The 23,044-nt window shown below is 62.4% G+C and carries 15 protein-coding genes and 12 pseudogenes; 9 read left to right on the top strand and 18 right to left on the bottom strand.

Features of this window, described 5'->3' with window-relative positions:
• Positions 1 to 102: 102 nt before the first annotated feature.
• From AC0V8S_RS37455 to AC0V8S_RS37415, 9 genes and pseudogenes are all read right to left on the bottom strand, one after another.
• Positions 103 to 657: pseudogene (locus tag AC0V8S_RS37455) on the bottom strand (ArdC family protein); the annotation flags it as partial.
• Positions 658 to 991: 334 nt separating this feature from the next.
• Positions 992 to 1,579, bottom strand: a complete 588-nt coding sequence (locus AC0V8S_RS37450) for a BAR domain-containing protein (RefSeq protein WP_183455092.1) — start codon at positions 1,577 to 1,579, stop codon at positions 992 to 994.
• Between the two features lie 484 nt (positions 1,580 to 2,063).
• Positions 2,064 to 2,382 (bottom strand): annotated as a pseudogene (locus AC0V8S_RS37445) (hypothetical protein).
• Positions 2,382 to 3,148, bottom strand: a pseudogene (locus AC0V8S_RS37440) (DUF7007 domain-containing protein); the annotation flags it as partial. The pseudogenes AC0V8S_RS37440 and AC0V8S_RS37445, both read right to left, overlap by 1 nt.
• Positions 3,140 to 5,024: pseudogene (locus tag AC0V8S_RS37435) on the bottom strand (N-6 DNA methylase); the annotation flags it as partial. The pseudogenes AC0V8S_RS37435 and AC0V8S_RS37440, both read right to left, overlap by 9 nt.
• A gap of 49 nt (positions 5,025 to 5,073) precedes the next feature.
• A pseudogene (locus tag AC0V8S_RS37430) lies at positions 5,074 to 5,470 on the bottom strand (DUF3085 domain-containing protein).
• 11 nt (positions 5,471 to 5,481) lie between these two features.
• Complete coding sequence (locus AC0V8S_RS37425; protein ID WP_475438789.1) at positions 5,482 to 6,081, bottom strand: DUF1419 domain-containing protein; 600 nt, start codon at positions 6,079 to 6,081, stop codon at positions 5,482 to 5,484.
• A 112-nt stretch (positions 6,082 to 6,193) separates the two neighbouring features.
• Positions 6,194 to 7,180: a DUF3991 and toprim domain-containing protein gene (locus tag AC0V8S_RS37420; protein ID WP_258598936.1), complete on the bottom strand. Its 987-nt coding sequence runs from the start codon at positions 7,178 to 7,180 to the stop codon at positions 6,194 to 6,196.
• Between the two features lie 236 nt (positions 7,181 to 7,416).
• Positions 7,417 to 7,599 (bottom strand): hypothetical protein, encoded by a 183-nt coding sequence (locus AC0V8S_RS37415; RefSeq protein ID WP_183455088.1) that lies wholly within the window; start codon positions 7,597 to 7,599, stop codon positions 7,417 to 7,419.
• Between the two features lie 364 nt (positions 7,600 to 7,963).
• On the opposite strand from AC0V8S_RS37415, the pseudogene AC0V8S_RS37410 reads away from it, so the two are divergent.
• From AC0V8S_RS37410 to AC0V8S_RS37380, 7 genes and pseudogenes are all read left to right on the top strand, one after another.
• Positions 7,964 to 8,486, top strand: a pseudogene (locus tag AC0V8S_RS37410) (Ros/MucR family transcriptional regulator).
• Between the two features lie 3 nt (positions 8,487 to 8,489).
• Positions 8,490 to 8,986: pseudogene (locus tag AC0V8S_RS37405) on the top strand (peptide deformylase).
• Positions 8,987 to 9,795: 809 nt separating this feature from the next.
• A pseudogene (locus AC0V8S_RS37400) lies at positions 9,796 to 9,909 on the top strand (transposase); the annotation flags it as partial.
• Between the two features lie 308 nt (positions 9,910 to 10,217).
• The gene (locus AC0V8S_RS37395; RefSeq protein ID WP_475438788.1) at positions 10,218 to 11,309 is read left to right on the top strand and encodes an ATP-binding response regulator; all 1,092 of its coding nucleotides are present in this window, start codon (positions 10,218 to 10,220) and stop codon (positions 11,307 to 11,309) included.
• A gap of 364 nt (positions 11,310 to 11,673) precedes the next feature.
• Positions 11,674 to 11,952, top strand: a complete 279-nt coding sequence (locus AC0V8S_RS37390; RefSeq protein WP_475438787.1) for a hypothetical protein — start codon at positions 11,674 to 11,676, stop codon at positions 11,950 to 11,952.
• A gap of 56 nt (positions 11,953 to 12,008) precedes the next feature.
• A pseudogene (locus AC0V8S_RS37385) lies at positions 12,009 to 12,527 on the top strand (transposase); the annotation flags it as partial.
• A gap of 237 nt (positions 12,528 to 12,764) precedes the next feature.
• Positions 12,765 to 12,908: a hypothetical protein gene (locus AC0V8S_RS37380; protein WP_183455085.1), complete on the top strand. Its 144-nt coding sequence runs from the start codon at positions 12,765 to 12,767 to the stop codon at positions 12,906 to 12,908.
• Between the two features lie 91 nt (positions 12,909 to 12,999).
• Here AC0V8S_RS37380 and AC0V8S_RS37375 read toward each other — a convergent pair.
• The 9 genes and pseudogenes from AC0V8S_RS37375 to AC0V8S_RS37335 all read right to left on the bottom strand — a co-directional run.
• Positions 13,000 to 13,161: pseudogene (locus tag AC0V8S_RS37375) on the bottom strand (IS110 family transposase); the annotation flags it as partial.
• 265 nt (positions 13,162 to 13,426) lie between these two features.
• The gene (locus AC0V8S_RS37370; protein WP_475438786.1) at positions 13,427 to 13,792 is read right to left on the bottom strand and encodes a hypothetical protein; all 366 of its coding nucleotides are present in this window, start codon (positions 13,790 to 13,792) and stop codon (positions 13,427 to 13,429) included.
• The gene (locus AC0V8S_RS37365) at positions 13,761 to 14,678 is read right to left on the bottom strand and encodes a HipA domain-containing protein (RefSeq protein ID WP_475438785.1); all 918 of its coding nucleotides are present in this window, start codon (positions 14,676 to 14,678) and stop codon (positions 13,761 to 13,763) included. Before AC0V8S_RS37365 ends, AC0V8S_RS37370 begins: the two co-directional genes overlap by 32 nt.
• Positions 14,675 to 14,902 (bottom strand): helix-turn-helix domain-containing protein, encoded by a 228-nt coding sequence (locus AC0V8S_RS37360; RefSeq protein ID WP_258598928.1) that lies wholly within the window; start codon positions 14,900 to 14,902, stop codon positions 14,675 to 14,677. Before AC0V8S_RS37360 ends, AC0V8S_RS37365 begins: the two co-directional genes overlap by 4 nt.
• A gap of 391 nt (positions 14,903 to 15,293) precedes the next feature.
• Positions 15,294 to 16,438, bottom strand: a pseudogene (locus AC0V8S_RS37355) (IS630 family transposase).
• 404 nt (positions 16,439 to 16,842) lie between these two features.
• Complete coding sequence (locus AC0V8S_RS37350; RefSeq protein ID WP_413776963.1) at positions 16,843 to 18,351, bottom strand: ISL3 family transposase; 1,509 nt, start codon at positions 18,349 to 18,351, stop codon at positions 16,843 to 16,845.
• Between the two features lie 159 nt (positions 18,352 to 18,510).
• Positions 18,511 to 18,945: pseudogene (locus AC0V8S_RS37345) on the bottom strand (transposase domain-containing protein); the annotation flags it as partial.
• A 76-nt stretch (positions 18,946 to 19,021) separates the two neighbouring features.
• The gene (gene tnpB / locus AC0V8S_RS37340; RefSeq protein ID WP_413776951.1) at positions 19,022 to 19,414 is read right to left on the bottom strand and encodes an IS66 family insertion sequence element accessory protein TnpB; all 393 of its coding nucleotides are present in this window, start codon (positions 19,412 to 19,414) and stop codon (positions 19,022 to 19,024) included.
• Positions 19,362 to 19,643, bottom strand: coding sequence for a transposase (locus AC0V8S_RS37335; protein ID WP_475438784.1), 282 nt, complete (start codon positions 19,641 to 19,643; stop codon positions 19,362 to 19,364). Before AC0V8S_RS37335 ends, tnpB begins: the two co-directional genes overlap by 53 nt.
• A 668-nt stretch (positions 19,644 to 20,311) precedes the next feature.
• On the opposite strand from AC0V8S_RS37335, the gene AC0V8S_RS37330 reads away from it, so the two are divergent.
• Positions 20,312 to 21,631, top strand: coding sequence for a M16 family metallopeptidase (locus AC0V8S_RS37330; RefSeq protein WP_413776962.1), 1,320 nt, complete (start codon positions 20,312 to 20,314; stop codon positions 21,629 to 21,631).
• Positions 21,632 to 21,638: 7 nt separating this feature from the next.
• Positions 21,639 to 23,030: a M16 family metallopeptidase gene (locus AC0V8S_RS37325; protein ID WP_475439172.1), complete on the top strand. Its 1,392-nt coding sequence runs from the start codon at positions 21,639 to 21,641 to the stop codon at positions 23,028 to 23,030.
• The last annotated feature ends 14 nt before the right edge of the window (positions 23,031 to 23,044 follow it).

Here is a 23,044-nt window from a genome sequence, read left to right as displayed (position 1 = left end):
GCGCACGGGTCGCCACCGCTTGCGGGTGGCGTCAGGCTCGGCGTCGATGGAAAGGGATCAGTGAAAAGCCGGTGAGACAGCTTGACTGTTTAGATAACTGCCGATGTCGAGAGCTGGATTGAAACAGGCCTTATCCCCACCGTGCCGGATGACAGCACCGGTGTTCGCGAAGAAGGTGTCCGCGTTTTCGATCCGCTCCACCGGATCGGCTACCGGAGCGGGATTGCCGTAATATTGTGCCGGAAGCCCCTCGATCTGGTCGGCGCAGAACACCGTATAGGCCTTGAGGAAGGGAATGCCGCGCTCGACCTCTTCGCCCTGGGCATCGGTTTCGGTTCGGTTGAAGCGGTTGGCATAGACGACCATGGAGCCGGTCTCGCCCTTGCGAACATGACCGCCGAGCTCGACGCTCTGCTTGAACGTCATCCAGGTCGGGGAAACAAAGCTTCGCGCAACCGCCTCCGACCAGAGAAGCAGCGTATTGATCCCCTGATACGGCAGTCCGTTGTGGCGGAGCGGGCGCGTTATACGCCCCGTGGTGTTCGCACCGCTCCAGGGCTTGACCCAGGGGCGCACTCCCTTTTCCAGATCCGAGACGATGCGATCGGTGATTTTCGCGTAGATGTCGACGCGGGTCTTGTTGTTTTTCCTGTCCATTTCCGAACCTCCATTCGAGGCCGCGCCAATCGCGGCCGTCACGAGGTCCGCAAGCGCAGGACCGCAGGTCCGCGAACCCGCAGAAGAGGAATCGGAAGGCGGGGAAGCGTTGCATGCGGGCCGCAACGTCAGTGGAGGATGGCGCAGCCGTTTCGGGGGCCGAGGACCGGAGCAGGACCAACATTCGTGACGGCCGCGATTGGCGCGGCCTCGACGACGGTTTCCATTTCTTTGGCTTCAGATGCCCTGGCGCACGCGAAGAGGCCGGCGTCCAGTAGGACGCCAGCCTCAAGGGAGGAAGATCGGGCGGAGCCGAAGCTCCGCCCATTGGGGGTTAGCCAAGCGCCGCCATCTGGAGATCGGCTGCCTGCCGGTTGACGGTCTGGCCGGGGTTCTCGGTCTGGCGCTCGTAGGGCTTCCAGCTTTCACCGATGATGTGCTCGTAGGCGGCGACGGCGCCCTCGGCCGCCATGCGCAGGGCGTGTGCCTGAAGGCCCATGTCGGCGGCGAATTCGCGCTTGCGCTGGGCCTTGCTGTTGAAGCCGACCGGACCGTCAATGTCCTCGTCGCGAGTGTCATTGGCGAGCTTGGCCGTGGCGTCCTTGGCCTCGGTAACGGCCTTCGAGTAGAACTGGCCTGCTCCAAAGGCCGAACCGACATAGGAGCCGACGATCCTTTGCAGGTGGATCTGCATGGCTTTTTCGGAAAGCCCCTCGGAGAGGGTATCAGCGCCTTCGATCAGGCTGCGCTCATGAAAGTCCCGGATGCCGTCGCTGTCGAGGACAGGAAGGCCGAAGCTTTCGGATATGAGAGAGGCCTGGTTGCTGTCCGGGCAGCAGAGCCGGACCATTTCGAGGGTCGTGCCCTTGCGGAGCTGGACGACGCGGGCCTTGGCCTTGCTTGAGCGGGCTGAACTGGACATTGAGCTTACCTTTCTAGCGATGCCCTTCAGGTGTTCCGGCCCTTGCCGGTCTTTCCTGCGGGTGCGGTCAAAAGGAACCGGCGGAAGCTGGACACTTCAGGGTCCGGGACCTGCCAGGCGAGCGAGGCCGGCTTGCGGACAAGCGGGGGCCAGTCCTTTCACTGGTCCTTGTGAAGGACGCGGGCCGGCCTTGCCGAGATCGGCGGGTTCCGGCCGCTCCGGCGGCGCGTCAGCGGCCTTGAAGTGGCCAGCCGCCGGTTCAGACCGCAGCAAACCCGACGGGAAGACCGGCAAGGGGATGATCACGGGCACCGGCATGCCGAAGGATAGGCGCCTGTTCGGCTGGCGCCGCAATAAAGTCCCATGGGTTGCCGCACTGACGCCGGGCGCCGTCGATCTGATGATGGTCGCTCGCTCGACACGGATGTTGCCACCCCCGCATCCATGCTTGACCTTTGGCAGCGGCTGGCGCCAGCATCTCGGATCACGCACAGAGCGTCTCCGATTGAAGTCGCTGCCGCAATATCGCCATGGCGCTTTCCTGCCGCGCCAGCTTGCGCGACAAGGCGGCGATCTCCGGCTGGCGCTCAGCGGTAACGGCAGCGAGGTTGGCGCGATACCGTTCGAGGAATGCACCTGGATCAGGCGATCTCCCCCGCCGATACCTAGTATGACGGGATATTGCCGTATCAGGGCCGCCATGCGGCGGGTGATCTGGCGGTTGATCATGTCCAGCTGACGCTGGGTCTGCCGGCGCGCATCCTCATACGGAAGAGCTGAGCACGACGATCTCTGGACAACATCATACCGCCCTTCCCTGCCAGCTGACGAAGCTGGACGGTCCGCCGTAGACGGCGTGCCGCTGCGGACCGATGATGAAGCCGAAGGGGCCGACCCGGTATTCGTCCGAAGGAACAAGGAAGCGTCGCTCCTCGGTACCATGCCCGCGCTTGCCACCGGGGGTCGCGATGACCTCCGTGAAACCGGATTGATGACCGGAAAGGATCGCCGACACGACGATCCAATCGTCGGCGTGCTCGTCGAAGAAGGAGCGCTCGTCCTTCCTCCAGGATTCACCGGTTCCCAGCACGTTGCCTGCGATCGTTTCCCAGGCGTCCGGGAAGCTGTCCTTCATCGTCCTGTTCGCGCAGCGCCGCTCGAAGCTGGTGAACAGGTGCGGAAAGGTTAAGGCCACGATTGCCCAGGCCTCATCCTCCTCGTAGGCGCCGCCGTCGACACGCAGCGATCGATGAACCTTGCGGTTGCGCTCGGGCGAGAGAAGAAACCCACCATGGCCGGCCGCCGAGTGAAGAACGACACCGTCGGCATAGACCGTCGCACCCTGCGACGACCCCAAGGTGTGCTTGCCGATGGTCGCTCTTCACGCCGGCCGAGCGCGAATTTCTCGCACCGGTGTTCCGCCTGTTTCAGCACCTTGGCCCTGAAGGTAGCCTCGTCCGCGAGTTGGCCGGCATGACCATAAAAATCGTCGCGCCGCCATTCCGCGATCGGACGGGCGATACGCCATCCTGTGGCGAGAAAATGCTTCCCGTCGCCTCCCGGCACCAGGGGTGGCGCGATCACGCGCTCGGTAAACAGGGGTCCGGGCTTTGCCGTGTTGGTCTCCAGGTCGTAGTCCTCGATTGAGGCCACCAGCCAGCAATCGGGATCGTCCAGGAACGGCTGGATGTTGGGCCGGCGGTGCGTCTCGCGCACGTCGCCGGTTTCCTCATCTTGCGCGGTCGAGACAGTGGTAAAGTTGATCGGTCCGAACGCGCGCACGAAGCTCGACCAGGCGATGCGCAGCCTGACCTGCGCCGGCTTCCACGGCCGGTCGAACTCCTGGGCCTTCAGCACCTCGCGTACGGCGTCACGGATCGGGACCAGCTTGCGGAGGATGCGGACATGCTTTTCCGGGATGCCGTCGCCGGTCGCGCCCTTCCGAATCTGGATGGTGACGGGCTCGCCGTCGACCATCTGCATCAGCGCGGTGTTCTGGCCGATGAAGTAGCTGCCCTCGCGGATTGTCGCGCCGTCCGCAGCGTTGCGGGCCGGCGCTTCAACATGCTCGCCAGCGTCTGCTCCGATCTCTTCCGGTTCGCCGTCATAGATGGCTTCCGGAAGGAGATGCACGACGGCTGTCAGTGCCGCATCGAGATCCGTGCCGGCATGCGGCAGGCAGGCATAGGTCTCGTCGGGACCGTAGATCCCGCGGCGACGGGCATGCTCGCCGAGCACCATGTCAGGATGCATCGCAAACCAGCGGTTCACGCGGATTGCGCTCTCGTCCTCGGTGGCGGGCTGAACGTCCTCCAGGTCGAGCCATGACACATCGCCTTCGGGCTCTCCGTGCTTGCGCCTGCGGAAGAACAGGATGTCGACGACAACATCCGTCCCGGCATCGGCGCGAAAGCTGCCCTCCGGCAGGCGAACGGCAGCGACCAGATCCGCCATTGTGGCGATGTGCTTGCGGGCGCGGGCATCGGCCTTGTCCATCGTTCCATTGGAGGTGACGAAGGCGGCGAGTGCGCCCGGCTTCAGCCGAGAGACGGCCTTTGCGATGAAGTAGTCGTGTAGCCGGAAGCCGTGCGAACGGTATGCGGGGTCGGATCGGACGATCCTGTCCGAGAACGGCGGATTGCCGACCGCCAGATCGAAATGCTCGGCCAAGTCGACCCGCGCGAAATCCTGGTTGAGGATTCGGGCGTTCGGCTGAAGGAGGCAGGCGATCCGCGCCGTGACCGGATCGATCTCGATGCCGGTGACGTGCGAGGCAGCGCGCAATGCCTCTGGCATCAACGCCGGAAAGAGCCCTGTGCCGACGCCCGGCTCCAGCACACTGCCGCCACGGAAGCCGAGCCGCCGCAAGCCGGCCCAGATCGCTCGGATGATGTATTCCGGTGTGAAATGGGCGTACTGCGTGCAGCGGGCCAGCGAGGCGTAGTCCCGGCTGTCGACCGCCTCCTCCAGATCGGCGGCTATCTTCTCCCAGCCCTGGCGAAACGTCTGCTCGCCGGGGCGGCGGAACACGCCGTTCGCCAGTGCTGAAGCTCCAAAGCCGGTGAACCGGATCAGCGCTGCTTGTTCCTCGGGCGTGGCAAACCGCTGCTGGTCGACGATATCGCGCGCGCCGTATGGCGGCGAGATTGTCACGAGCCCGGTCCCGCCAGGATGTGGCAAGGCCGCGGGTCGCTGCCAGCTTGAAGTTCTCGCCCTTATGGACCTGATGCGCCCGAGCAGGCAATGCGGCCGCGCCGATCGGCATGGCCGGGGCTGGTGAGACGGGAGACGGATCGTCATCGACCGGACTATCGGCGGAGGACGTCGAAAAGGCCGTTACCCCGACGCAGAGGCCCGAGGACAGCGCAGTGTTTCCGAAGAGGTCGAGAGTGAAGGGGTCGTCGGGGCATGGAAAATCTCCTTGGATTTTGGCGAGCGCGATCACGCGGACGGCGTTGTCGGCCGCGTGAAGGGCTGGTGAGGGTGTGAAGGGGCTAGCGGGCGATCAGGGACAGCGAGACTTCGGTCTCGGTCAGCTGCACGAGCAGATGAGTGCGGCGGATGTTCCGATCGAACAGCGGAATGAGCCTCTCGGCGTCGATGAATTCGATCCCGTCGTCACCGCCGAAATGACGGTGTTTGTAATGGAACCAGTCCGGATTGCCGACCGGATGGCACTCGTCGGAATAGACCACGAGCGGGCGGTCACCGTCGGCGAGTTTTCCGTTCGACATGATGTAGACCCCCTGGTCTCCGACCAGCCAAACGCCGGGGATCTCGCTTGCCGGGCCTGAGGCCGTAATACGGGTTGCGGAATCCGCCATTGGCGGCGGCATCGGTCTTTCCGCGTTCGATGACCTTGCGAACGCCGAGAATGGGAAACGTGAACATGGCCGCCCCCCTCACGCCGCGATCGCGTCGGGGAGGTAGCGCAGATGCACCGGAAGCTTGGCCGAGATCTCTTCGTCGGTGAGATCGTTGAGCAGCTTCAACGTCGTGCCCCGGCTGCCGCCGTAGACGGTGATGGTCCGCTTGCCACGTGCAGGCTCCGGCCAGCGCTCCCCGGCATAGCCGCGATAATCATCATGGGTCGCGCTCCAGATGTGATCGAGGCGCTCGGTCCGCGTCATTGCCTTCACCGGCCGCGATTCCCGGTCGACGATCGCGGCACGCATCCGCTCGGGTGAGCCCCTGTCGGAAAGATCGCAATAGCCGTGGAAATGACGGAACTGGCTGTCGATCGTCAGCGCGAAGAAGACGCTGGTGACACTACCGGTCAGGAATTCGCGCATCGCGAACATGTCGCCGCGCATCCAGAGTGGCGGCAGGATCTCGAACATATAGTCGTGGTCTGCCTGGCCGGTCTCGAACCATTCGCCGGCATAGAGCGCGCTCGCGTCCCAGCGGTTGGGCCGTTGCGCGTGACGGTCGAACATGCGGAACATCTGGCGCCGGTCGGCGACGCCCTGAAAGACCTTTCTGATCGGGGATACGGGGTGCATGGCGGGCTCCTTTCAGCCTCGTCGGGCTGGAGCGCGGCTCATCCTTCCGACTTCGCCGTCAATTCAGCCCTTCATGACCCCTCCCCCGCGGCCGCCTCTCCGTCCGGCCGGGTCAAGGGCCGCGCAGCGGGCGAAGCTTCACCCTTGACGCGGCAGGCGGCATGCGGCAGTCGGGTTTCTTCTTCCCTCTCCGTTCCTCTTCTTCTTTCATCATCGCCTGCAGATCGTCGTTCCAGTCTTCCGTGACCGGCCGCAACCGCGCAAAGCCGCATGCCGCCGCGACGGCGATCGCCTCGATGCGTTCGGCATAGGCTTCGCCCTGCACATTGTTGTCGGTCGCGGCGACAAGCTGCGTATTCGGGCGGGTCGCAAGCGTCCGTATGGCCGTCTCGGTCGCGGGCGCCCATCCGCCGCCGGTGCTCAGATAGAGGCTGTCGGGCCGCAGGCTTTCGATCGCGGCAAGGCTCATCGCGTCGATCGCCGCCTCCGTAACGCAGAAGCGAATGGCCTCGCGTGGCCCCAAGCGGAACAGTACCTTCCCGCCGCCGGTGGCGAATCCGCGCCATTCCGGTCCGCGTTCTTCCCAGCCGGTGACGACACCGTCGTCGTCGACATGAGCGGCCCATACACTGCCGCGCGGTCCCTCGCGAAGCCGATCCTGCCGCATCGCCGCCCGGATGACGGATTCCGGGAGGTCCCGCTCGTTGCGCAGATACCGCCCGGTCATGGAGCCTCGCCAGGGCTTGCGACGAAAACGCCAGCGCTCGGTGACGCCGATGTCCGGCGCGTGGTCGCGGGGCTGGCGCGTCCAGACTGGTTCGCTCGGCACGAAGCCGACCAGTTCCGAAACCCGCTGCAGCACCTCCGCGAACCCGATGTCGTCGAGATGCGCCACGAGCGAAAACACGTCGCCTTTAGCGTCGGACAGCGGATCGAACCAGCCCTTGCCATCGTGGATGACGATAATGATATCGTCACCGCGCCGGTATTTGACCGCCCGGCGCGTGCTTTCCTTCAGATCGATCGCGAAACCGGCCCGCTCCAGCACGGCCGCGCAGAGCACACGATCCCTCAATTCCTCGACGTCTCTCTTTTCCATCGTTTTTCCGCCGGATCGCCTTCACACTCCCCGGCCCTTTCCTCGATTGCCTTTCCGTTTCCGCAGCCTTTGCGGAACCATCCTCGCCCCCCGCGAAGAGCGATGGGGGCGAGGGCGCGGCTGGCAACTGATGAATCGATCAGGGCGCGGTAGCGCCACGGCATCGCCAGCCGCGGCGCAGCCTCCCTTGCGGCCGCCGCTCGCAAGCGGCATACGTCCGCTCGGGGCAACCCGGCTCAATGAGCCGGGCCGAACTGGTAGGGGTCGTATTCGTGGAGGACGATGACGTCGGCGTCGTCGAGTTCGTCGCTCGGCAGGACGCCGTATTCGCCGTCGACCTGGAACAGCGTCACCGGGACCATCAGGGTGCGGGCGAGCTCGAACGCGTGGGACTGCGCGAGGCTGAGATTGTGCGACATGGTCTGGCTCCCGTTGTGGCGGGGACCAATTCCCCGCTCGACAGGCGCCCGTCGGGTTCGGGACGGACCGCGATCACCGCAGAGGCGTCAGCCTCAAGGCCGCACGCTCGCGTAGCGGACCCCTTGCGGGTTGATCGGAAAGGTCGGGATTGGACCAAGGGAAATGAGCCGATAAGAGCGGGGTTGGAACCTGCCATGGGCGCCAGTGCGAATAACGCGCAATCCCTCGTCCATGGCCCCTGCATCGCTCCCCAGACAATGCGGATCGTCACCGACGGCTTCCGGTCCTGTACGGCCGGCCAAGTTTCCTGTAGCGAGATCGCGGTTGGGATCGCAACGAACGAGATATCTCGAGAATTCGCAAATGCCTGAAGAGATTGCTGCGCCCGAAACTGAGCTCCTGGAGCTGACCGCGAACATCGTTGCCGCGTATGTCAGCAACAATCCGCTTTCCACGCGTCCGAACTCGGCCGCGTGGCTGCCGATACCTATGCAGCGGTCAGCAAGCTGCGGGAAGCACCGGCGGCACAGCCGGAAGAAAGGCGCGCGCCAGCGGTCCCGATCAAGAACTCGGTGACGCCAGATTTCATCATCTGCCTGGAAGACGGCAGGAAATTCAAATCGCTTAGGCGCCACATCGGTACTCACTACAATACATGACGCCGGATGAATACCGCGCAAAGTGGGGCTTGCCTGCGGACTACCCGATGGTTGCCCCTAACTACACGGCAGCGCGCTCTCAACTGGCGAAGGCAAGCGGGCTAGGAAGAAAGGGAGCAGTGCCTGAGCCCGTAGTTCCCCCCGGCGCCAGCACCGGCGAAACGCCGCAAGATCGGCCTGAAGATCACCAGACTTCCGACACGATGATCGCTGAGGCGAAGGAGTGACATGTGACGGTCCGGCCGATCGTGAGATTTCCCGACCGTCGCCTTCGAGCTGTCGCCGAGCCCGTAACAGACTTCGATGACGAATTGCGGAACCTCGCCATCGACCTGGCGGACACCATGCAGCGGCGCCTGGCATCGGGATCACCGCCCCGCATATCGGCATTTTGAAGCGACTGGTCGTAATCGAACTGTCCCCAGCGCGGCTCCGGACTTACGTCAATCCGGCTATCCTTTGGGCCTCCGCCGAAATGATCCGGCACACGGAAGGTAGTGTCTCGATGCCAGGCGTCACTGAGGAGATCGAACGCCATGCTTTCGTTCGCGTAGGCTATCAGGATTTGGACGGCGTCGAGCAGGTCGAAGAAGCCGACGGCTTGCTAGCTGTCTGCCACCAACATGAGATTGATCAACTCGATGGAATCTTCTGGATCCAGAAGCTCTCGCGTCTGAAGCGGGATCGGCTGATCAAGAGATATGAGAAACTGCTGCGTGTTCCATAGCCTGCTCTGGGGCCACGGGCGCAGTCAGATCCTGTGCGTTGACCCAGGTCGGTGCCGATCAAGCTCGTCGTCGTCGACCGCTCGCACGACGTCGACGTCCATCTCCGCCTCTGCCTCTGGCGCGATGTGGGCGATCTCGGCGCCAACTTTCGCCCTATGGACGAATTCGCGGGCATCGTCATGAGCCCGGGACCGCGCCACGCTGCGCTTCGTAGTACGCGGTGCGCTTGTCGAGAAGAATGAGCACCTGTGCGGCTCGTCGCCAGCGGCGCCCGGATCGCACTCCTCTTTTCGTACCATCGTCTGACGGCCTGTAGCACAGTTACATTCTCCATCTCTCCTGGCGGTCGTGCCGGAACTTTCGGCAGGGATGGACGCCCGGATGGGAGAAGACCCGTATCGCTGGGCTTCAGCTTCGCCGACAGCCTGATCCCGACTGGGAGCCGCCATCCCTCTCGTACGGCAAGCGGCCGTTCTATAAAGCGAGAAAACTCACCAGCTCGCTTGCCGCGGCCCGCGGGGCTGGAAGCCGCCTACAGGAAGGCCGAATATGTCACGACGAGGCGGTATTGCGATTTCCGGACTGAGCTGAGCCGCCACCTGATGCGCGGCCCAGGTAACGTGTTCGCAGGTGCGATACACAGTTTTGTGCATTGCAATATTTTCGGCAACCGATATGATCCTCCTGTCGGCCATCTACTCCTCCCAGATGCGATGCCGACGCTGAATGCAGTGCACCTCCTCCCGCGCTGCATTTCAAATCAAGCCCGCTGCCACCTCCTCCCGGCAGCGGGCTTTTCTTCTGTGCCCGCAGATTCCTGCTCCACATCCTGCCGCGTGGCTTCCACCGCGTCCGGCACTACGGCTTGCTCGCCGGCGGCTCTCGCAAGGTCAGCCTCGCACTCGCGCGCGAATTGCTGAGCGTCGCGCCGCCGCCCGATCTGCCTTCGGGCCGCTTCACGCTTGGTCAGTACCGCTTGGCAGGGTCGCCTTTCGGCGATCCCAACGTCGGATTTGCCGACGGCCGATGCAGCGCCAACGGTGGTCACATGAATAAAAAGTGCCGAGAAAAGAATGGCGTCCATAATTTGCCTTTTTTGGTTGTTCCGTAACGGGCTTCTTACACCCGGACGGCAGCTTGAAAGCCGCCGGACATTTGCGCCACGGGGGTTCAGCGTAGCGTCAGGTTCCGTCATTAGGCATGAACCCTGCGATATTAATGGAGCTCGGCATGTATATTTTGCTCATTGGACACAACGAGGACTTTGTCCGCGATGTACGCGAACATACGATGGGCCACGCGGTCGACTGGGCCAAGGACCTGTCCGAAGCGCGGGATAAAGCAAGTCTGTTCGCCTACGACCTTGTTCTGCTCGACATTGAGCTGCCAGACGGCAACGGCATCGACTACCTGCGGGAGATGAAGAAGCGGCCTGATTCGGCACCGGTCATCATCGTGGCAGGCCGCGATCAGGACGAAATCGAGGGGCTCAACGCTGGTGCCGCCGACTATTTGGCCAAGCCGTTCAATTTCGGCGTACTTTCCGCGCGCATTCATGCCGTGGGGCGTCGTCATGGGAAGTTCCCGGAGCCATATTGTGTCGGGACGCTGTCAATAAACTCGGCCGAGCGGCGCTGCGAGCGCGACGGGCAGCCGGTCTACCTGACTGCATGCGAATGGACAGTTTTCAACTGCCTTCTGCGCCGGCCCGGAACGTTAGTTTCGAAGGCGAAGATCGAGGACGTACTCTTTTCCTTGGGTTCGGAGATTGAGAGCAACACCGTGGAGGTTTATGTTAGCCGGCTCCGCAAAAAGATCGACTGGGAGCGAATAGCGACAGTGCGTGGCGTCGGGTACAGTTTCGTGGCCGAATCGGTCCTAGACCACGTCGATCTTGTCCCAAAGGTTCGGTCAAAGGTTAATGACCTCTTGAAAAAGCCGTGGTTTGCCGGACGGCTAATCCTTGACGTCGACGGCTGCCCCCCTTTGGTGCGCAAATTTGAAGACGCCCTTGCGGTTTCCCTCGCGCTTCATTTCCTACTCGACAACGCACTCACACATGGACTGCCCGATACCCTGGCAACAGTTTCCGTCCGAGCTAACGGAACTATCGCCATTGTAAACGCAGGACCGGTGGTGCCCCTCCCAGACCTTGACGAAATAACAGAGCGATATAAGCGTCGTACGACTCAGGCGGACTCAGGCCGTGGTCTACCCATCGCTAATCATGTTATCAAGCACGTCGGGGGCAGCCTTGAATTTGCCTCGCCTGCCCCAGGTCGCGAGGATGGTTTTGAGGCGATTATTCGAATCCCTCAATGACACTGGTTTGCTGCAGCGACCAGGTTGGGCGTAGGAAGCATTGTACGCTGCTGGGCAACGGAGAATGTCAAACAGGGGTGGTAACCAAACCCGCGGTGGGCCGGCTCGCCAGAGGAAGTCAGGACGGGCACACCACATCGCAATCCACTGGCGTGAGACAAGCATGCCACCCAAGCCTAAGGCGCTTCCCCCTGCAGTCACAACTTCGGATTCCCGCCGTGAGAGCCCGTGCTGTAGCGTTGTTCTGAACGGTCTTTTTCATTCACATGGGACGTTGTTTGCAGTATGCCCGATCGGTGGAAGAACATGGCCGGCAACGCATCGGCGGCATGGCTCTCGGTGGCAATTCCTTCCCGATCGGCTCGTGGGCGGCGGCATCCTGACCAACGCTGAACCATCCAAGGCGTCGCCTCGATCCAATTTCATGGTCGACTATCCCTATGTGTGGAAACTGGCCGAGAGGCACCGGCTGGGTAGCGTCACGCCGCATCATTTCTTTGCGGAGTTGGAACGCGCGGGATCGCTGGAGCGGCTGGTTGACAAGATGAAGCGGTTGCCGGGGCGCCCACCAACAACAACACGTGATCTATCTAGCCCGAAAATTCAGGGTGGTTGGCGGATGTGGCGCAAGCCATTGAAATGACGTAGGATTTGGTTGCTAAAGCCGATCCGAATCATTTCCCGGAGACCACACCCGCCATGAATGATCTTACCCTGCCGCTGAGCGGTTTGTCATCAGTGGGCGGCAAGTCCGTCGTCGCCCGTTTCAACGGCGGCATGTTGTCCTCCAACTGTGGCGTTCTGGTGCTGGCCGAGGTGGAAAAACGACTGCGGGTGGCCGACCGTCTGGCGCGTTGCATCGATGATCCGCGCTGCCCGGACCAGGTCGTCCACAGCCTGGCGGACATGATCGGCTTTCGCATGAAGATGATCGCCGCCGGCTATGAGGATGGCAATGACGCCAACCGGCTGCGCTCCGATCCGGTCTTCAAGATGGCCCAGGATGCGCTGCCGTCGGGTCGGGATCTGGCCTCCCAGTCGCCGATCTGCCGGCTGGAGAACCTGCCCGGCGTGCGGGAGCTGGTCGCGATGGGGCGGGCGATGGTCGATCTCTATTGCGCTTCCTTCCGGCAGGTGCCGAAGCGGATTGTGCTCGACATCGACGACACGTTTGACGCCGTACATGGCGGCCAGCAATTGCGCCTGCTCCGATACCATTCTCTGGACCGCCGGAAGGTGGAGTTTCCCGGCTTTCTCACGATGGCGGGCTGGCGGCGCCATCGTGATTGAGCAACGAGATCGGGACCTGTGCCCGATCGCCCCATGCGGGCGCACCTCGTTGTACAACACGACGACAGAACGCCCACGGGATCGCGGAGCACGAGCTTTTTTACCCGTGGCATCCTTGGGCCGGGAGCCTGGTCCATATTCATGAGGTGGTCGAGAAGGCTGGTAGTGTGCGGCGACGCCGTCGCACTGACACCCGACCAGGCGCTCGCCGTCTTCGAGCTCCTCACCGAACTGCGCGACAAGATCTGGTTATGCTACGCCCTCGACATCCAGCAGGAGATCCAAAACCTCAATGCCCCGACCGATTAAACGAAATCAGCAGGTCCCTACCTCTCTCACAGGAAAACCCCAAACAGCACATGGCACCGTTTATGCGCACTTCCTGACGACCGCTAACAGCCAACTGATCGAAGAGCAAACTCACGGGCATCCGGGCCACTTCCGGCAGCAGATCCAGTTGTTCCTTCAATCGATCGACGTTCTGTGCGCCCTTCGCCGCAATGATGCCGAACTCCGTCATGTGGGCTCGGATAGGCGGGGCCAAACCTTCTTGAGTTCGACGATCCTTTTCATTTTTGTCGCCAATAGGTGTGGTCTGCCCGTTGCCGATTAGGCAGCCGTGGCCGCCGCATCGATGACAATGGCCCCTGTAGGCACGCGCGGTTCCGCGCTTGGATGTATCCTTTGGGTGAGACCATTAAGGCTCCTCGCCCAGCAGGAAGAAGTTGCCGTCCTGATCGATCTACCGGGATTCATTCCCAGTTTCCGCCACCGAGACCGACAAGGGTTGAGCGAAGCAAGGTCTGTTACCTGTGGACCCTCAGGCGTCATCCACCTTCGGTCATCCGCAAAAGGTGCGTTGCCCGGGTCGCGATGACTGCGCGCACGGATTTTAGAATGGCGTGGTCCGCCCCTACATTCGCCAGCTGCGCGAGCAAAGCGTCGGCCTCATCTCCAATGCGCCCGGCCATGGTTGCGATATCGCGGATGAGAAGGCGTTGCGCGCCCCGGGTTTCGGGAACGAGCGTCAGCCAGTGCTTCAGTTGGATCGTGTCGGGAACGGATCGTCCGCCGATCGCCATGGCGAGCTTCTTGGCCAGCCGCGGATAGGCGGCGGTGCAAACCACGTCGTAGAGTGGGGCGAGATTCGGCGTATCGCCGTCATAGAGCAGCGCGTATCTTTCCGTGCGCATCGGCATTGCCCAGGAGATAATGAAAGATCAGCATCCGGATGAAGCGCAACCGGTCCGCCGCCGGTCGTGCGCAGGCCCGATCGATCAGGTCCAGCGAGCTCTTGGTACCGGGACCGCCCTCTTCTTCATATTTGAGTTCGGGTGGAACGCTGAGCGCCTGGCAGAAATCCTCCTGGTGCAATCGTTCGATGTGTCCGCCGTCAGTCCGCGCACGGTCATAGCGCTGGATCAGAAGAAACGCGGTGTCGCCGGCACGGCGCATCTCGACCCTTGGAACCGGCAGTTGGAGACGCTCTGCCAGGCGCAGACAGAAGAGCTCGTTCTCGACGGTTCCTTCCAGCGCCTGGATGACCGGCTTCAGAATATGGGTGGTTGGGCGGCCGCCCTTGGCTAGCCCGATCGTCTCGCCTTCGACGATCACCGCGAGCTTGTCCTGGGCGCCGGCCAGTGAGAGACGAACGCCCTCCTCTCCCCCGAGCAGGGGCCGCTCCCGCAGCTTGCCGATGATTTCCTTGAGTCGCTCTGCACTGAGAGCCTCGTCATCGTCGGAAGGAGCCGGCGCTTCACCAGCTGGATACAACGACAAGGCGCCCGCGCATTCGCCGCCGATGACCTTGAGCAGGCCGAACGCATTGCCAGCCGAAAGGCCAAGCGCTCCGGCAAGACGCTGCCGCGCGCCCTCGTCCGGAAGAAGGCCCGAGAAGAACGGACGCGCGACCCGGTCGGCATAGGGTTCTTCCCGCAGCGGCATCGAGAAGGAAATGACGCGGGGCTGCTGCCCGGCGAGATAGTCGGCGTAATAGGCGTAGCCCAGCGCGCCGTCCTCGTCCTGGCTGAGAATGCCGGCCTTGGTCTCCCTGAAATATACGTCCAGTAGATGAGTCATGACCCGCTATCCCTTCGGCGGCCGACCGACAGGAAGAGGCCGAGGGCGCTGGCCACCTGGAGTGCACGACCAAGTTGGCAGGTCTCCTTCCCCCCTTCCAGTTCGCGCACGAAACGCACGCCGACGCCGGTAAGGCCGGCGAGCTGTTCCTGTGTGAGGCCCTGCGATTTGCGTTCCTGCCGGATCCGAAGGCCGAGGGTTTTGCTGTCGGTTATCGTCTGCATATTCATCCCTATCGGGACGAATCTATCATTCGAAGCGGCCTTTGGAAAGAAAAAGAACCGTTCGGGACGATCACATAAGGAAAACGTTAGTAGCGCCGGTATCAACCCGATCGGGGTGATTTAGCTCGAGTGCTTACTTGACTTGGCGCCTGACTCAATCTTCACTGCCGGACGGACATACCTCTCAACAGGCGTTGCGGTCGGATATCAAAGCAGGAGAGTCTGCTTGTCATCGTCGTCAGTTCGTACCTGAAAGTCTCCGAGCGGCAGTCCCGCGCTCTGCGGCGGCAGGTACCAATTCAGTCAAGGCCGCCGCCATCGGTCCTTGGATATAGGCCGTACAGGCGTCCTTGATAGCATCTAGTCCTGCGTTTCTTTGGTTCGAATCATATCAGGCGGCCTCGGCGAGTTTGTAGGACCATGTGTGGATGACGGGATGGCGATTGACCTCGTCGATACCAGCCATGATGCGCTGTTTGAGCTCATGTTTCGAGGTCACCCGGATATGGCGCAGCACCGAGCGAGCGAACTTGGAGAAGAAGCCCTCAATAAGATTGAGCCACGAGCCGTGCTTAGGAGTGAAGATGAGTTCGAAGCGGCCGGCCGGTCGAGTAGCGAGCCAGGCTCTGGTCTCTCTCGATATGTGCGCGGAATGATCGTCGAGGATCAACTTGATTGCGGTCCCGACCGGGTAGGCAGCATCGAGGAGCTTGAGCAATTCGACGAACTCGCGGCTGCGATGGCGATCTCGCACGAGCGCATGGACCTTGCCGGTAAGCAAATCAATCCCGGCCAACAGGCTGAGCGTGCCATGGCGCTTGTACCATGGTCGCGCGCGAAGGTGGCGTAGGCGCCAGGCACGGGCGGCAAATCCGGCGCCGTCGTTGCGATGGCCTGGATTCCGGGCTTTTCATCGCACGAGATGATCGCCACCAGCTTGCGCCGCCTGTTCGACTTGGCAGAGGCTTTTTTCAGGACCTCGACTTCACGATAGACGCACAGAACCTCGGCCATCTTCTGTTCGAACTCGGCGTCTCGTTGCTCAAGATAATAGCGCACCTTATGCGGCTTGATTTCCTCTTTGCCGAGGATCTTGCACACCGTGCCCTGGACCAGACTGGCCAAACAGGCGTGTCCAACCGTCGGGCCGTGCTCGCGCGCATGGCGGGCCAGCAACCGCGTCGTCCACAACTCGTGCGGATAGCCGTGGTCCTTGGCCTTGTCACAGGCCAACGATACCAGCCAAGCCTTAGCCTCCGGCGTGATCACAGGCTCCTTCCCCGGTCGCGGCCGGTCATCAAGTGCGGCCAGCGGGCCATAGTCCACCGCCCGTTCGACGCAGCGTTGCACTGTCTGATGATGAACCCCCAGCCTTCGCCCCACCGTGAAGAACGACGGCGTTTCACGATAGTTGAGCAGCATTTGCGCGCGCGCCACCCGGCTCGTGCGTTCCGTGCGCGAGCGCGATATCGCGCCCAATTGCACAACCTCTTCCTCGTTCATCGCCAACTCGATCACACGCCGCTGTCCTGCCATGATGCTGCTCCTCGTTTCGCCAATCGCAAACGAGGAATCCACCAAGCAACTGATTGTTCCTTCCAAGCCGGATTCATGGAATCGATCGTCTAGTTTGGCCTCGCGCTTGGTGCGACTGAGGTTCTGAAGTTCGGCGACCGAGGCCCCTTCCCCTAAATCACCGCGGAACACGGTGACGTATAAAAGTAGGCGGCAAGCGCCGTGTCGCCTCTCGGCGACCGGTTTCTCACCGCCTCTTCCCGAACCGGACTTGCGCCTTTCGTTACGCATCCGGCTCTCCAGAAGACATGGCGAACTCAGGCGTCCCCATCCAGGCGAGGCGGTATCGGCAGCTCGGGGTCATTGCGAGCAGAAATTGCTCGGTGAATCCGTCCCGCCAGACCGTGCGCGTGCACCGCAACTGACTACCCGGAGCGCCCATACATCTGGCGCTTGATGGTCTTGAGACGGTTAATCTGTCTCTCGACGGGACTGGTGCTCCAGGGCTGGGTGATTGCGGCCCGAACAGCCGCAATGTCACGGCCGATGCCTGCTGCAAGTGAAGCCAGTTCGCTGTCCGTGGCGTCCTCAATCCATTGCTCGAGGCTGGCATCGTCGTCGCCGCGTATCAGTGCAGCGAAACGTCGGGCCAGGTCACCCGCCTTCAAGAGCTCCGGCGCGCAGTCATAGAGATGGCCCAAGAATTGTTCGGTCTGCTGATCGAGCAAAGTCGGGTCTTCCCTCAGCAGCCATGCACAGTTTCGGCGCGACGGCGGCCGCCATCGCGCATTTGGCGGAGCGGTCGATGAGCACTGCTGGCGGGCGGCGGTCCACCTGTAGACGGTCGCCCTGCTGCCTGCAAAGCCGCGGCGCTTGATTTCGCTCCACAGGTGCAACCCGTTGCGTTGGCCTTCCTGCCAGCGTCCTTCGAGATACTCCTGGAAAGGATCTATGAAAACCGAGCGCGCGGGCGGCCGCCGGTGCTCGGGCTCCCCGCCCGCTGCAAGCCAGCGCTCGACCGTTCTCACGCTCATGCCGGTCCGGGGCGCGATCTGTCGCGGCGACATGCCGGTCGTCCGCAAATCAAGGACTTCAGCATAGAGTTCACTGCGCTGGTTGCGGCACGACCGGCGCAGGCCATCAAGCTTCGGGGAAGTCTCCACTGATGGTTCCGGATTGGCGTCGGCATCGCCACTCATCTCGGCCATCATCGCCTTTCCGGCGGCACTGACCGCTTTGCGATGGCGGCCGAGGGCCAGACGCAACGCTTCGCCCAGGTTCTGGAGAAGATGCCAGCGGTCGGCGACCTGCGTTGCATGGGGAGCACCACGACGGGCGCCGTCAGCATAAATGCCGGCGCGATCGCGAGCGATGACTTCGATGCCCGGATAACGTTTCAGCCATGACGCGACCGTGTTGGCATTTCGGTCGGGCAACAGATCGAGGACGCGGTTGCGCTCCAGATCGCAGATGATCGTTCCGTAGCGCTGTCCTCTGCGCCAGGCCCAGTCGTCGATGCCAACCACCCGCGGCGCTTCCGGCGGCTCGAACCCGGCCGCGCGGATCATCCGCAACAGCGTGTCGCCGCTCACCGGCATGGCGAGTTTGCGCGACAGGCGCGAGCCGGGTTCACCGCCGGCCGCGAAGCCGATTACCAACTGGCTCTCGCCGAGGCGGGCGGTGCGTCTTGCTTTCGGCTGCACCGTTTCCGGCAATCGTTCCGTAAAGATCCGCTGACGGCATCGCGGATCGGCGCAGCGGAACCGCCTGGCGTGAAGCCGGATTTCGACAACCCGTCCCTGCCACGGCAGATCAGCCACCCGGCGCATGTAGTGGCTGTGGACGCGGCCGGTTCGGCAGCCGCAGGAGGGACAGCACGATTCTGTCGCCTTCGGCCGGGCTACAAGCACCACCGTGTCGGCCTGTGGGAGAATTTGGACAATCGAAAGCTCGGGCGAGACCAGCGAGCAGCATGGAGCACGGGCGAATCACCGGCGTCGACTGCGATTCCGACTCTATGGACTCATTCGCACCGCCCGTGAATCCCGGCGTGCACCAAATATGCGGAAGAACCCCAAATTGTCGCGCCACACGGCCGGGATTTCCGGCTCGACGACCTCCTCGATGCGTTCGAGGTGGGCAGCAAAGCCCTTGCGCGGACGCGGGGCGCGCTTCGGCTTGTTCCCGACCGCGCGGTCGAGTTCGCTCCGGATTTCCGAAAGGCCGGTCTCGACCTCTTCGAAGGCAAAGGAGGCCTGCTCGTCGTCGATGGCCAGGCGTAGCCGCTCGGAACGCGTGCCATGTTGCGTGCGCTGCAAAACTTTCAGGATTGACGTGAGATTGGCGATCCGCTCGCTGGCGCTTTTCTCGACAGCTTTCAGCCGGGCGACCTCCGCCTCAGATGCTGCGATCCGAGCGTCGGCGACTGCGATCCGGGCCTCGCTTGCAGCCTGCTCGCGAGCCATGGAAAGGATCATCGCCTTCAGCGCATCAACGTCGTCGGGAAGGGCAAGACCCGGTAGAACCATGGCAAGCAACAGAGCACAAAAACAGCCGCTTTCCCAACCGTTCCAGCCGCATGATTCATCTTGCCGCAGGCCGGTTTCAGCCCGTCGATAACGGCCGCCTGACCCTGGCCGGACGAATCTTTTTCCAGTCCAGTCCGGCCAGAAGCGCCATCAACTGGGCGTGGTCGAGACGCATGCGCGCGGCCGATATCCCCGGCCAGCAGAAGCTGTGATCTTCCAGAGTCTTCGAATAAAGACAAACCCCGCTGCCGTCCCACCACACGATGCGAACCCGGTCCGCACGCTTCGAACGGAATACGTGAAGTGCCCCCGAGAATGGGTCAGGCCGCCATCCCTGACCAGCGCCATCAAAGATGCCGCGCCCTTGCGGAAGTCGACCGGCTGGCACGACACGTAAACCACCACACCGGAAGCGATCATGCCTTACGAACCGCGCGGATGATCCTCGCCAGGCGATCGGGATCGACATCGCCGCCGGCGCGCACCACTGCGTCGCCAATGACGATTTCCACCGTGTCGCTGCCCACCGCTTCAAAGCGCGTGAACTTCGCCGGCTTGCTCGCTCCCTCCGTCAGTGGCGCAACCATGCCCGACGAAAGCGCCTTGCGGCGCCACGCATAGAGCTGCGAGGGGTCCAGCCCCTCGGAACGCGCAACCGCCGAGACATTGCCCCCCTGGCGAGAACGCTTCGGCGACAAGCCGTGCCTTCTCTTCGTCCGACCGATGGCGCGGCTTGCGTCGGGACGGCACAGGCTCCGCCGTCAAAATCTCGAATGTTCGATGATGGCTCATATTGTCGCTCATAGGATTCTCCGCATGATTCATGCTGAAAATGAGCGATCAACCGCCTGCACGCTACGTGGGGATGCCTACGCGCTTACCCTTGAGGCCACTCAAGATCGCTGTCGCGCAACTCGCTCGTAGCTTTCAGGCTACTGTCAGCTAGCTCTGCAAGAAGGGTTGTTGTGGGGACAACCAGTCAGGAGATCTTATGAACTAGGAGACCTTATCAATACCGTCCGGCGTTGCACGATCGCCAAATGGCAAACGACGCCGGATCATCGGCAAACACGTCACGGACCAAGGAGAAGCCGTCCCATGATCACCCAACAAAAAATGCCACCTCACGTTTCCCAGATGCACTCAAAAACGCTCGAGTCAGACCTGGCAACATGCTGATGGCCCATCTGGCCCGGGGCTGCCCACGAGCCACTTTGTCCCACTAAGGGCGATGAGCATGCAGCACCTTCAAAAATAAGGACAACTCACTTTGACTCAAACCTTGCCCATCGGCCGGTCACGAAAAGAGAAGCCATCAGTAACCCTTCGGTTTGGCTGCCTGCGCGGGACACTTTTTGCGACCGCGCTGGCGTTTGTGACCACCGCTCCGGTTTTAGCGGCCAACGACGACATCAAGGCAACGAATTTCCTGCTCGACAACGGCATGGAAGTGGTCGTCATCCCCGATAACCGCGCGCCGATCGTCACCCATATGGTCTGGTACAAGATCGGCAGCGCCGACGAGCCGCCCGGCAAATCCGGCATCGCGCATTTCGTCGAGCATCTGATGTTCAAGGCGGCGACGATCAACCATGCCGCCGGCGAGTTCGACCGCGCGGTGGCCGAGATCGGCGGCTCGCACAACGCCTTCACCTCTCAGGACTATACCGCCTTCTATGAGACGGTGGCGCCTCCCGCGTTGGAGCAGATGATGAGCTTCGAGGCCGACCGCATGTTCAACCTCAGCATCACCGACGATGATATCAAGACCGAGCGCGACGTGATCATCGAGGAGCGCCGCTCGCGCATCGACAACGATCCCCAGGCGGTGCTGGGCGAGGCGGTCGACGCCACGCTCTGGCAGAACCAGCCCTACCGAATACCTGTCATCGGCTGGATGCAGGAGATGGAGAAGCTGGACTGGACCGACGCCAGGGCCTTCTACGACAAATATTACACGCCCAACAACGCCGTGCTGGTGGTGGCCGGGGACGTCGCGCCGGAGACGGTAAAGGCTCTGGCCGAGAAGACGTATGGAACGGTGCCGGCGGCTCCTGGTCTAACCCGCATCCGTCCGGTCGAGCCGGGGCAGAACACTAAGCGCACGGTGACGCTGACCGACGCGCGCGTGTCGGTGCCGAACTTTTCGACGCATTGGGTGGTGCCGTCCTATCGCACCGCTGAGCGCGGCGAGGCCGAGGCGCTCGACCTGCTGGCCGAAATCCTCGGCGGCGGCACCCGCAGCCGGCTGTACCAGCAGTTGGTAGTGAAACAGGGCATTGCCGCCGAGGCCGGCGCCCATTTCGAGGGCACCATGCTGGATGCTAGCTACTTCAGCATTCACGGCTCGCCGCGGGGCGACGCCAAGCTTGCCGACATCGAGGCCGCGGTCGACGCCGAGATCGCCCGCATCGCCAGGGACGGCGTCACCAGCGACGAGCTGGACAAGGCGAAAGACCGCTATGTCCGCTCAGTAATCTTCGCCCACGACCAGCAGGACTCCATCGCCAGCATGTATGGCTCCACGCTTGCCACCGGCGGCAATCTGAAAGACGTCGAGGAACGGCCGGACCGCATCCGCAAGGTCACCGCCGATCAGGTCAAGGCCGTTGCCGCCCGCTATCTCGTGTCCGACCATTCGACCACCGGCTATCTCTTGCCTCTCTTGCCCAATACGGAGAATTGATGTGACGATGAACCAACACCGTGCCGCCTTTGCACAAGCCCTGCCTTTTCCGCTTTCAGCGGCACAAGGCAGCGTCGCGCGCTTCGCCACCCCGCTGGTCATCGTCATTCTCGCCATCCTCTTCCTCATCCTGCCGGCGCTCAGGGCCCATGCGGCGATGAATATCCAGGAGGTGAAATCTGAAAAGGGGATCACCGCCTGGTTGGTTGAAGACCATACGCTGCCGATCGTCACCATGGATTTGGTCTTCGACGGCGGCACCACCCAGGACCCGGCCGGTAAGGAGGGGCTTGCCAATTTGATGACCGGCTTGCTCGACGAGGGCGCCGGCAGTTACGACAGCGATACCTTTCAGGTGCAGCTCGACGATGCCGGCGCCGAGATGAGCTTCGACGCGCGACGTGACGGCATCCATGGCTCGATGCGCATGCTTTCCGAGCACCAGGACGCCGCTTTCGATCTCATCAGACTCGCGTTGAACAGGCCCCGCTTCGATCAGGAGCCGGTCGAGCGTATTCGCGCCCAGCTTCTCTCCGAAATCATTGCCAACGAGCGCGAACCTCAAGCGATCGCCGAGCTTGCCTGGCTGCGCAGACTCTACGGCACGCATCCGTATTCGAGGCCAGACGAGGGCACCAAGCAAAGCCTCGCCCGCATAACGCCCGCCGATCTAAGCGCCTTCCACAAGACCGCTTTCGGTCGTGACGGGCTGCACGTGGCGGTCGTCGGCGACATTGATGCCAAAGCCCTGAGCGCAAGGCTCGACCAGTTGTTCGGCGATTTGCCTCAGAAGCAGGCGCTCGCCCCCGTATCTGATGTCACCCCGAAGCTCGGCGGGTGGACGTTGGTCAAATCCGCATTGCCCCAGACTTCGCTCCAGCTGGCTTTTCCCGGCATCGGACGCAGCGACCCGGAATTCTATGCCGCGCAGCTGATAAACAATATACTCGGAGGCTCGCCATTTACCTCACGTCTTTTCCAGGAAGTGCGCGAAAAGCGCGGCCTTGCCTACGGTGTCCCCTCTAGCTTGGAAGGCTACCAGCATTCCAACACGCTTGTCGTGACGACATCGACGCGCGCCGACAGGGCGGCCGAGACGCTCGACCTGATAAGACAAGTAATCAAGGAGCTGGTGGACACAGGCCCAACATCGGCCGAGCTCGAAGCGAGCAAGAAGTATCTGATCGGTGCCTATGCCATCAACAATCTGGGTTCCTCCAGCTCGATTTCAGCCACGCTTGTCGGATTGCAGCTAGACAATCTCGGCACCGACTACATCCAGCGGCGCCCGGCCCTCATCGAGCAGGTGACGCTCGACCAGGTCAGGGCGGCGGCGAAGAAGCTGCTTTCGGCCGAGCCCGCCATTATGGTGGTCGGCCCGCCGGGGGGCAAAGGATGAGCCCAGGACCCATT

The organism is Mesorhizobium oxytropidicola, from assembly GCF_056174625.1.
The sequence above is the reverse complement of the archived record's forward strand: the minus strand, read 5'-3'. Positions and strand labels throughout refer to the sequence as shown.

Bases quoted from the DNA above. Each gene is read 5' to 3' on its own strand.
- AC0V8S_RS37360 (WP_258598928.1), bottom strand. From the start codon at position 14,902: ATGCAGACGATAACCGACAGCAAAACCCTCGGCCTTCGGATCCGGCAG.
- AC0V8S_RS37425 (WP_475438789.1), bottom strand. From the start codon at position 6,081: ATGCACCCCGTATCCCCGATCAGAAAGGTCTTTCAGGGCGTCGCCGAC.
- AC0V8S_RS37415 (WP_183455088.1), bottom strand. From the start codon at position 7,599: ATGTCGCACAATCTCAGCCTCGCGCAGTCCCACGCGTTCGAGCTCGCC.
- AC0V8S_RS37370 (WP_475438786.1), bottom strand. From the start codon at position 13,792: ATGCGCACGGAAAGATACGCGCTGCTCTATGACGGCGATACGCCGAAT.
- AC0V8S_RS37450 (WP_183455092.1), bottom strand. From the start codon at position 1,579: ATGTCCAGTTCAGCCCGCTCAAGCAAGGCCAAGGCCCGCGTCGTCCAG.
- AC0V8S_RS37395 (WP_475438788.1), top strand. From the start codon at position 10,218: ATGTATATTTTGCTCATTGGACACAACGAGGACTTTGTCCGCGATGTA.
- AC0V8S_RS37365 (WP_475438785.1), bottom strand. From the start codon at position 14,678: ATGACTCATCTACTGGACGTATATTTCAGGGAGACCAAGGCCGGCATT.
- AC0V8S_RS37420 (WP_258598936.1), bottom strand. From the start codon at position 7,180: ATGGAAAAGAGAGACGTCGAGGAATTGAGGGATCGTGTGCTCTGCGCG.
- tnpB (WP_413776951.1), bottom strand. From the start codon at position 19,414: ATGTCGATCCCGATCGCCTGGCGAGGATCATCCGCGCGGTTCGTAAGG.
- AC0V8S_RS37325 (WP_475439172.1), top strand. From the start codon at position 21,639: ATGAACCAACACCGTGCCGCCTTTGCACAAGCCCTGCCTTTTCCGCTT.